Annotated in this window: 7 protein-coding genes; 6 read left to right on the forward strand and 1 reads right to left on the reverse strand. The window is 53.0% G+C overall.

From position 1 onward, the window contains the following. The 5 genes from ABD76_RS02360 to ABD76_RS02380 form a co-directional block, all read left to right on the forward strand. Positions 1-3,133, forward strand: a 3,133-nt coding sequence (locus tag ABD76_RS02360) for a non-ribosomal peptide synthetase (protein WP_197253973.1), incomplete at its 5' end; no start/stop codon positions are given. Between the two features lie 27 nt (positions 3,134-3,160). Beyond that, positions 3,161-3,310, forward strand: coding sequence for a hypothetical protein (locus ABD76_RS02365; protein WP_197253975.1), 150 nt, complete (start codon positions 3,161-3,163; stop codon positions 3,308-3,310). Positions 3,311-3,476: 166 nt separating this feature from the next. Beyond that, positions 3,477-4,094, forward strand: a complete 618-nt coding sequence (locus ABD76_RS02370) for a TetR/AcrR family transcriptional regulator (protein WP_338125007.1) — start codon at positions 3,477-3,479, stop codon at positions 4,092-4,094. A 65-nt stretch (positions 4,095-4,159) separates the two neighbouring features. Further along, positions 4,160-5,395 carry an MFS transporter gene (locus ABD76_RS02375; RefSeq protein WP_197253979.1) on the forward strand — a complete coding sequence of 412 codons (1,236 nt, stop codon included), beginning with the start codon at positions 4,160-4,162 and terminating at the stop codon, positions 5,393-5,395. 12 nt (positions 5,396-5,407) lie between these two features. Further along, positions 5,408-6,133, forward strand: coding sequence for a thioesterase II family protein (locus tag ABD76_RS02380; protein WP_197253981.1), 726 nt, complete (start codon positions 5,408-5,410; stop codon positions 6,131-6,133). A gap of 412 nt (positions 6,134-6,545) precedes the next feature. Here ABD76_RS02380 and ABD76_RS02385 read toward each other — a convergent pair whose 3' ends face one another. Beyond that, a complete protein-coding gene (locus tag ABD76_RS02385) occupies positions 6,546-7,499 on the reverse strand; it encodes a M48 family metalloprotease (protein WP_197253983.1) in 954 nt (317 codons plus the stop codon). Positions 7,500-7,733: 234 nt separating this feature from the next. Here ABD76_RS02385 and ABD76_RS02390 point away from each other — a divergent pair, with 234 nt between their 5' ends. Next, positions 7,734-9,032, forward strand: coding sequence for an IS1380 family transposase (locus ABD76_RS02390; RefSeq protein ID WP_197253375.1), 1,299 nt, complete (start codon positions 7,734-7,736; stop codon positions 9,030-9,032). The last annotated feature ends 105 nt before the right edge of the window (positions 9,033-9,137 follow it).

The raw sequence follows: 9,137 nt of genomic DNA on the forward strand, positions 1-9,137 counted from the left end.
GCTGCTCCGGCTGGAGGGCGGATCGGCGGATTATCCGCGCGATGCGAGCATTCCGGAGCTGTTCGCGGAGCAGGCGCGGCTTCGTCCGAATCATCCGGCGCTCGTATGGGGCAGCGAACAGGTCGCCTATGGACAGCTGCGCGAGCGGGCGCAATGTCTGGCCGAGGCGCTCAGACAGCGGGGAGTCGGCACGGGAGAAGCGGTCGGACTGATAGCGGATCGTTCGATCGGGATGATCGAGTCCATCCTCGGGATTCTGACCGCGGGCGCGGCGTATGTGCCGCTGGATCCGGGCTTTCCGCCCGAGCGGCTTGCGCATATGCTGGAGGATAGCGGCGCCCGGATCCTGCTCGCGCAGGACGGCATGGCCGTGCCCGGCTTCACGGGCATCACGCTGCCGCTGGACGAGGGGCAGCGGGCGGAAGCCGGGACGCGGGCGTCGGTGGAGGACCTGACCATTCCGGCGGAATCCGCGGCTTATATCATGTACACATCCGGTTCGACCGGCACGCCCAAAGGCGTGATGATTACGCACCGGAACGTGATCAAAACCAGCATCCGCAACGGATTTATGGATATGCTGCCCGAGGATCGGGTGCTGCAGTTGTCCAATTATGCCTTTGACGGCTCGACGTATGAGATTTTCGGAGCGCTGCTGAACGGGGCGACGCTGGTTCTCCTTCCGAAGCATAGCGTGCTGGACGCCGAGGAGCTGGCGAGGACATTCGAGGAGCAGCGCATTACTACGGCCTTCATGACGGCGGCTCTGTTCAATACCGTCGTGGATTGGGATGTAACCTGCCTGAAGCATGTGCGGAAGCTCTTCTTCGGCGGAGAGGCGGGCTCGAAGAAGCATGTCGTGAAGGCGCTGGAATATCTGGGGCCGAACCGGATAGCCAACGGCTACGGGCCGACGGAGACGACCGTGTTCGCCACGACGTACACGGTGGATGAGAGCATGCGGGAGCGAAGCAGCGTGCCGATCGGCAGGCCCGTGCACAACACGCGGGTCTACGTCCTGAACCGCTGGGGGCAGCGGCAGCCGGTCGGGGTGCCGGGAGAGCTGTACATCGGGGGAGACGGATTGGCCCGGGAATATGTGAAGCGGCCGGATCTGACCGCCGAGAAATTCGTTCCGAGTCCGATCGTGCCGGGGGAGAGGGCGTACCGGACCGGGGATCTCGTGCGCTGGCTGCCGGATGGGAATCTGGAATTTCTGGGCCGTCTGGACAGACAGGTCAAAATACGGGGGAACCGCATCGAGATCTCGGAAGTGGAGGGCCGGCTCCGCTCGCTGGCGGAGGTGCAGGAGGCTGCCGTCGTTCCGGGCCAGGACGAGCAGGGGCATTCCTTCCTTGCGGCCTATGTCGTTCCCGCGGTTGCGGAACAGGAAGGGCTGGCGGCCCTTATTCGCGAGCGTCTGCAGCGGCTGCTTCCGGATTATATGGTGCCTTCCGTTATTGAACCCGTGAGCGCGCTGCCGCTGACTTCCAACGGCAAGGTGGATCGGCGTTCATTGCCTCGACCGATCCGGTCCGCACAGTCTGAATACGCGGCGCCGCATAATATGCTAGAACAGAAGCTGCTTCTGATGTGGTCTGACGTACTCGGGATCGATCACCTCGGAGTTGACGATCATTTCTTCGAACGGGGAGGCCATTCTCTCAAAGCCATGATACTGACGGCGCGTATCCGGCAGGAACTGAATGTCCGCATCGAATTGCAGTCCTTATTTCAGTATCCTACCGTTCGATTATTGGCGAACCGGCTCATGGCGGAAGGGGAAGCTGTGCGCTCCGGCAAGTATGAACCTGTCGAGCCTGCGCCTGAACAGGAAGTCTATCCGGCTACTCCCTATCAGGCTTACGGTTATCTGAGCAGCCTAGGGAATACGAGCTGGAATATGCCGATGGCCTTTCTGCTCGAGGGCCCGCTTGACATCGGATGCCTGGAGCGCAGCTTGCAACTCCTGATTGCGCGTCATGAAGCGCTTCGAACGACACTGGAGATGCTCGGTGATCAGATCGTGCAGCGAATTCATCCGGAAGCCCGCTTTCAACTTGACATGGCAGCACCGGCATCAGAGGAAGAGCGTTTGCAGCTGATGAACTCGTTTATCCGGCCGTTTGCAGCATCCTCTTTGTGGCTGAGGGCAAAGATTCTCAAGCTGGATCAGGAAGCGCATGTGCTCCTGCTGGATATGCATCATGCGATTACGGATGGAACCTCGCTTGGCATTATGCTTCATGAGCTGTTCAAGCTCTATGGCGGCTCGACATTGCCGCCTGTCTCGCTGCATTACAAGGACTATGCGGTATGGCAGAAAAATAAGCTGGAGCAGGGGGCGTTTTCGTCATCTGCCCGCTTCTGGACGAATCATCTCGCAGGCTATCGCCCATTCCGGCTTGCTGCGGACCTTGAGCGGCAGAACGGACGGGATTCCGGCCACCATGGCGATGTTGTCCGCGTCGAGGTGCCAAAAGAGCCGATTCATGTCCTGAAGCATCAGTTAAGCGCAAGCGCTACGAATTTCACCATTTTGTATTCCGCCTATTTGATCTTGCTGCATCAGTTGACGCGGGAAACCGATCTGGTCGTAGGAACCTATGCGTTCAACCGCGAGCGTCCCGAATTGCAGGGAACGGTAGGATTGTTCATCAATTCCCTTCCTCTGCGGAACCGAATCGTGCCCGGACAATCCTGCCAGGACCTGCTCCAGACGATTCAGAAGCGCTTGAACGAGGCTTTCGAGCATCAGCATTACCCGTTCGAGAAGATGCTGGAAGACGCGGAGATTCCATTGGAGCCAGGCAAGAATCCGTTATTTTCCACCATGTTCAACCTGAATAATTTTACGGTTCGCCCTGTGGAGGCTGCCGCCGCGGAGCTGCAAGTTTCTCCGTATCCGTATGAGTGGGACTTCTGCGAATACGATATCTATGTAAGCGCTCAGGAGCTGGACCGCTCATTTGCTGTTCAATTCGACTATAGAACCGGGCTCTTCGAGCGCACCGCCATCGAACAACTGGCGGCCCATTACGCCCGGTTAGTAGAACAAATCGCGGCCGCTCCAACTGCGCCGGTGAAGGAATTGGCTTATATTAACATTTGTAGGGATTCTGTGTTACACTGACCTTAACGCCAATAAAGGAGGAGAAAAATGAAAAACAAATTTTTCAAATTCGGTGTCGTTAAAAGTGAGGAAGTGCCAGAGGAAGTAAATGAATTCGTCCGCGAAGTGGAGAAGCTTCCGGATACCATTGCTAACACGATTAGCGAGGCCTTTAAGGAAGAAACGGAAGAGAAGTAGTACGCCGAATTCGCTTTGCATATACAGCTATTCCGCACTCGACGCCCTCTTGCAATCAGGTGAGTCCGCAGATGAGATGCAGGAGGGCATCTTGCGGGATTGACGGTAATTTATGGGTGTGCTACGATTGGACTGACCGGTCAGTTTATTATTGGGGGGAGCTTGAATCGAGGTTAAACGCAGGAAAGATGTAGCCCAGATCAAGAAAGACATTGCGCGGAACACGAAGGAATTATTTGCCCAGAAAGGGTACAGCGCTACATCGATGGAAGAGATTTGTGCCGTCAACAATCGAAGCAAGGGCAGCATTTACTATCATTTCAAGAGCAAGGAAGAGCTGTTCATGTTTTTGATTAAGCTGAATAACGAAGAGTGGATGGACTCCTGGCTGGCCAAAGAGTCTCAATACGAGACCGCCGTCGAGAAGCTGTACGGCCTTGCTGATCATTATGTCGACGATTTGGCGAATCCGCTCAATCATGCGATTCATGAGTTTGTCTCGGGACAGGTCGTGAGTCAGGAGATGCTGGATGAGATGCTGTCCCTTATACGGATTCCCTATATAACGTATGAGAAGATCATATTGCAGGGTATTGAGCGCGGAGAATTGAAGCCCGATGAGACCCAGGATTTGATGTACGTCATCAGCGGTCTATTTAATGGCTTAAGCACGCTGTATTACGAGAAGGATCTGACGGAGATTCGCCGGCTGTACAGGAAAGGGGTAGACAGTATCCTGAAGGGGATCCAACGAGTTGAACCACGCAAGACAATGAAAGACTGATGCCGCTATCAGTTTTTCTTTTGAATTTGAATAGACCGAACGGTCGGTTTAAAAAGGGGTGTCCTATGAACCAGCTATTCAAGAACAAAGCCTTCCTTATTATTACAGGCTCTGATCTGCTTCAAAACCTGGCGATATGGGTGCGCAACATGGCGATTCTTTATTTCATCATGGAACAAACGCAAGGGGACCCTGTGGCCGTATCATTGATTACCGTGCTGGAGTATGTTCCGATATTTGTGTTTTCGATTATCGGAGGCGCGCTGGCCGATCGCTGGAATCCCAAGCGCACGATGATTACCGGCGATATTTTGAGTGCGTTGTCTATCGTCGCCATCATTGCCGTGTTGGCTTCAGGTTATTGGGTGGTATTATATGCCGCCACTTTTGTTTCTTCGATTGTAAGCCAATTCTCGCAGCCTTCGTCCGTGAAAATCATCAAGCGGAATGTCGAAGAGAAGCGCGTCCAATCCGCGATCGCGATCACCCAGAGCTCCCAGTCCCTGTTCCTGATTCTCGGCCCGATAGCAGGCACATTCATCTATACGGTTCTTGGGATTATGGCTTCCATGTATGTCCTTCTCGGTTTATTTCTCGCCTCTGCCTTCATCCTTACCTTTCTGCCCAAAGACGCGGCAAGCCGGGACACGGACAGTTCGCTGCTTGCCGACATCAAGGAAGGCTGGGGCTACGTCTTGCAATCCCGTTCACTGCGAATGTTGACACTTGTGTTTATGTGTCTCGGCCTGTCCTCCGGACTTATCAATCCGCTTGAAATTTTTCTGATTACGGAACGGCTCGGACTTGAGCAAACCTCGGTTCAGTTCCTGTCGGGCGCCTCCGGACTCGGACTGCTGGCTGGAGGAGGAATTGCCGCGGCCGTCAGCGGCAGATTGAATCAGAGCGCGACCCTCCTTTTCGGGACAGGTTTTCTGGCGGCAGCCACGCTAGGGGAAGTGCTCTCCGGCTGGTTTTGGCTTACTCTGGTCGCCAGCTTCCTCAGCTCGGTCAGCCTGGCTTTTGTCAATGTCGTCATCTCCACGTATTTAGTGGCCAGAATCGATGAAATGATGATCGGGCGAGTTAACGGAACGATCACTCCTCTGTTCATGGGAGCGATGCTGCTGGGTTCTGCTTCGTCCGGCGTGTTGATGAACACGGCTTCGCTGTTCGCGGTTTATGTTATTTCCGTGCTTGTTCTGCTTGTCAGCATATTGCCTGGGCTGCGAGTACAGTTCGCAAGCAATAAGGATGGCGCCGTAGCAGCGAATCGGGATCTTCCAGGTCAAGCATTAGAGTAAGAGGGGGAGTTTATGAACCGGATTCACCTTTTCTGTTTTCCTTATGCCGGCGGTTCGGCCATGATGTACTGCCGTTGGCGCAGCCTGCTTCCTGCATCTATTCAGATCCACCCGATTGAGTTATCAGGGAGAGGCAAAAGAATGAACGAGCCTTACTACCAAACGATGGAGCAGGCGGTGGAAGACGCATATTTATCGATACCCGTCCATGTGCTTGACGAGCCGATTGCTTTCTTTGGATATAGCATGGGAAGTCTTATCGCCTATGAATTAGCCTGCTATTTACAGGAAAAGCACGGAAAGGAGCCTGTTCATTTGTTTGCGGCCGCAAGAAAAGCTCCCCATATTCAGGGGGATGGACAAAAACTACATCGCCTCCCGGAAGCAGCGTTTTTGCAGGAAATCATCAAGCTGGGAGGAATGTCCGCGGAAGTGCTGGACAACAAGGAACTCATGGAGATGGTTCTTCCGCTGCTTAGAGCAGACATGCAGATTGTCGAAACATATAAGCGGCGCGCGTCCAGGGGCGCGCTCCGTAGCGATATTACGGTGTTGGAAGGCACCGGGGACATCATTCCCGCGGAACATATGCAAGCATGGAAGGAAGTGACGGCAGGGCGCTGCAACTTCATGAAGTATGAGGGAGATCATTTCTTCATCCACAAGCATTATGAGCTGATTGCGGAGCATATCGCGAACGTGCTGCTGCCAAGCCAAGAAGCGGTCACGGGACGATGAACCCAGCCCTTTCGCCTTCCTGACGGAAAGCGAAAGGGCTGAAATTTATTTTTGCATCCGTTTGAATGAGTCGCAAGCAAGATGTTAGCGGCTAAATAGAAAGGAGGTGTCCCAATAGTAGTAAATACCTGCAGGTGAGACAGTCCCCCTCTGATTCTCCAAGCTCGACACGCGAAAAAACTGCAAAATTGCAGCTTTCCTTTATGGCGTATACTCCGTTACAGGGATCCTGCCATACTGCATCAATTTCCAATTTCCATATAGATAAAAAGACAAAAGTCGCTGGAAATAATGTACTTTTGCAGGAATTTCATCTAATACCAGCCTAATTAACGTAAATTGCTGCATTGACGCAGGATTTCACTGCCCCTCATCCATCTTCCGCGGCTTTGTGAATAAAACATCGTGCGCTTCATAATGCCGCCCGAATATCATCCAGCAGATAGCGCTGGCTTACCTTCTCCAGGCGAGCGAACTCTTCCTCGAGCTGACTTTGCAGCTTGCTGTCGGGCATATATTGCGGCGTCAGTACCCGATGATGCTGCAGACTGCGTATTCTGTACGGTGTCGGCGGGTGGGTGGAGTCCAATTGAACCGCGGTGGAATCGCAAATTCGTTGGATTCGTTTCTGTTCGCTTGCGGGGACGGTCTCCATCTTCTGCCTGAATTCCCCGAACAAGTCCGAAGCGAAGCGGTAGCGGGCGATTCGCTCTGCCGTCAGCCAGAATACGGGAGCGAAGTGGCATTTGCTCAAGGCCGAGCATGCGGCATCGGTTCCCGCGATCTCGCCTGCCACTCGGTCCGCCAAATACTCGGCGCGCTGACTCTCATCCCAGACCGTAATGCCGAGACAATAATAGAGGACGAAAATCAGATTAGCCACCTGCAGCCGGGCATAACGAATCGGCGTGGAGATCGGCCCGAACTGCTCGCCCTCTTCGCAGGATGGAAGCACGAACTCGTACCAGGAAGCCATAATATGCCTCGCTGAGCCGATAAACCATGTCCGAGTCACATCCTTATGCGCATGATGGGCGGTCTCATGAGCGAGTATCGCAATCTTCTCCGACAGACTCAATGCGGAAAATAAGGGCACTCCAATCCCGATGATCTTGGTTCTGCGCCAGCCGAACTTGGTGAAATACGCATTGTATGAATTCGTCATTCGAATCTCGTCGATTGGCTGCGCTTGAACGGCTGCGGCAATGTCGTCCGCAAGACGATACAAACCGGGATATTCATCCCGCCGCAAAGGCTGGCCCGACAGCTTCCGCCTGTAAGGCAGCATCAGGCCGATAAACAGAAGAAACAGGACAAAGGCAAGCTGGGTAAACAATAACGAATTGCTATAAAAAAACCAATTCACCGCAATAATCGGTATGCTGAAGGTAGCTGGATACTTCCGGCTAACAGATAAGCGAGTGTTTTGCGCCAGGTCAAGGGATACGCAAATCGCTCGGTTTGCAAATTCTCCTCAAGCAATTGATGTGACCCTGAATTTCGAAAGTAACTGTGCCTGAAAAATGAAAAAAGGGCCCAAATCTTTGGTAGAATAGTGTTTGCGAAAACAACATCACCCAAAGAGAGGAGCACCTTTTAGGTGAAGTCTACCACACCCGTCAGCAAAATCAAGACTGAATTTTCCTTGCGTCACGCTTCCAGCGTTGGTGGAAGCAAAGTATTCCTGGAGTATCTCGAAAAAATCGAACTGGACAAAGCATTGCAGAACTTGAGCAACATCAAACACAGGCACTCCCTGTTCCCTGTTTTTCGCATCCTGCTCTACCTCATAATCGGCTGGACACTCGGTTGTGAACGCCTTTTTCATTTTCGAGCGTTGCAACAGGATGCACTTGTGCAACGTTTCCTCGGTGGACGCTGTCCACACCACACCTTGCTGTATAAAGAATTGAATCGGTTTGGTAAGCAACCAACTTTCACACTCGACTTGAGAAAGTTGAATCAGCAGGTCATCGCGCCTGGTTTGCCCGATGAACTCATCATGGATCTGGATTCCACCGTGGAAACCGTTTTTGGTCACCAAAAAGGCGCGGCCGTTGGCACGAATCCCCACAAACCGGGACGTAAAAGCTACCATCCGCTGTTGGCTTATGAAGGCCAATCTCGTTTGTGTTTAAACGCTGTTCTTCGTGCTGGAAATACGCATTCATCCACGAATGCCGCTGACTTCCTCCGCCAGACGTTCGAATTGCTTGGTGATCGTCCGGTGAAGTATGCCCGATTTGACAAAGGATTTGGCGGTGAGGACTTTTACGGCTTATGGGAATCCAAAGGAATCGGGTATGTAGGAAAATTGAAATGGACCCAGCGACTTCAAGCGGAAGTGCAACGCTGCTCCGTTTGGAAGCGATTTGTCGATGAGGAGTGGATCATCGAGGGCATTGTACTGGTCTACAAAGCCACCTCCTGGAAGAAAGCACGCCGTGTTGCCGTCATCCGCAAAGCACAGGTGTACGATGGGGATCAATCTCGGCTTCTTCTTGATACAGATTGGCAGTATGAAGCGATCGTCACAAGCCTTGAGTGGGAGCCGATTGACCTGTGGCATTTCTACAACCAGCGTTGCTGCATGGAAAACCACATCAAGGAAGCCAAGCGTGGCTTTTCCATCAACCGCATTTCGACAAGCCGCTTCACCGCGAATGAAATCGACTTGCTAATCAAGCTGTTAGCATACAACCTCTACGAACGGTTTAAACGCGACTGCTGTGAACCGGTTCATCACGGGTATACGATTGCCCGGTTTCGTCAGGAGTTTTTCCTCTGTGCCGCGACCATCATCCAGCATAGTCGGCAGGTGATTCTCAAGTTGGCGAGAGATTTCCCGAACCGCTACACTTGGCTACGGATCGCGACAAAAGTTGCTGCGCTGGAATGACCGCTTCCAAAAATAAACATGGAAATGCAATGCCTCTGTGGGATGGGGAGGGGGAAAATATGCCCTTCTTTTCGAATTAGCGCTCATGGGACTGGATATTTTCTT

The sequence above is a fragment of the Paenibacillus dendritiformis genome (genome assembly GCF_015845845.1).
GTDB classification, from domain to species: Bacteria; Bacillota; Bacilli; order Paenibacillales; family Paenibacillaceae; genus Paenibacillus_B; species Paenibacillus_B dendritiformis_C.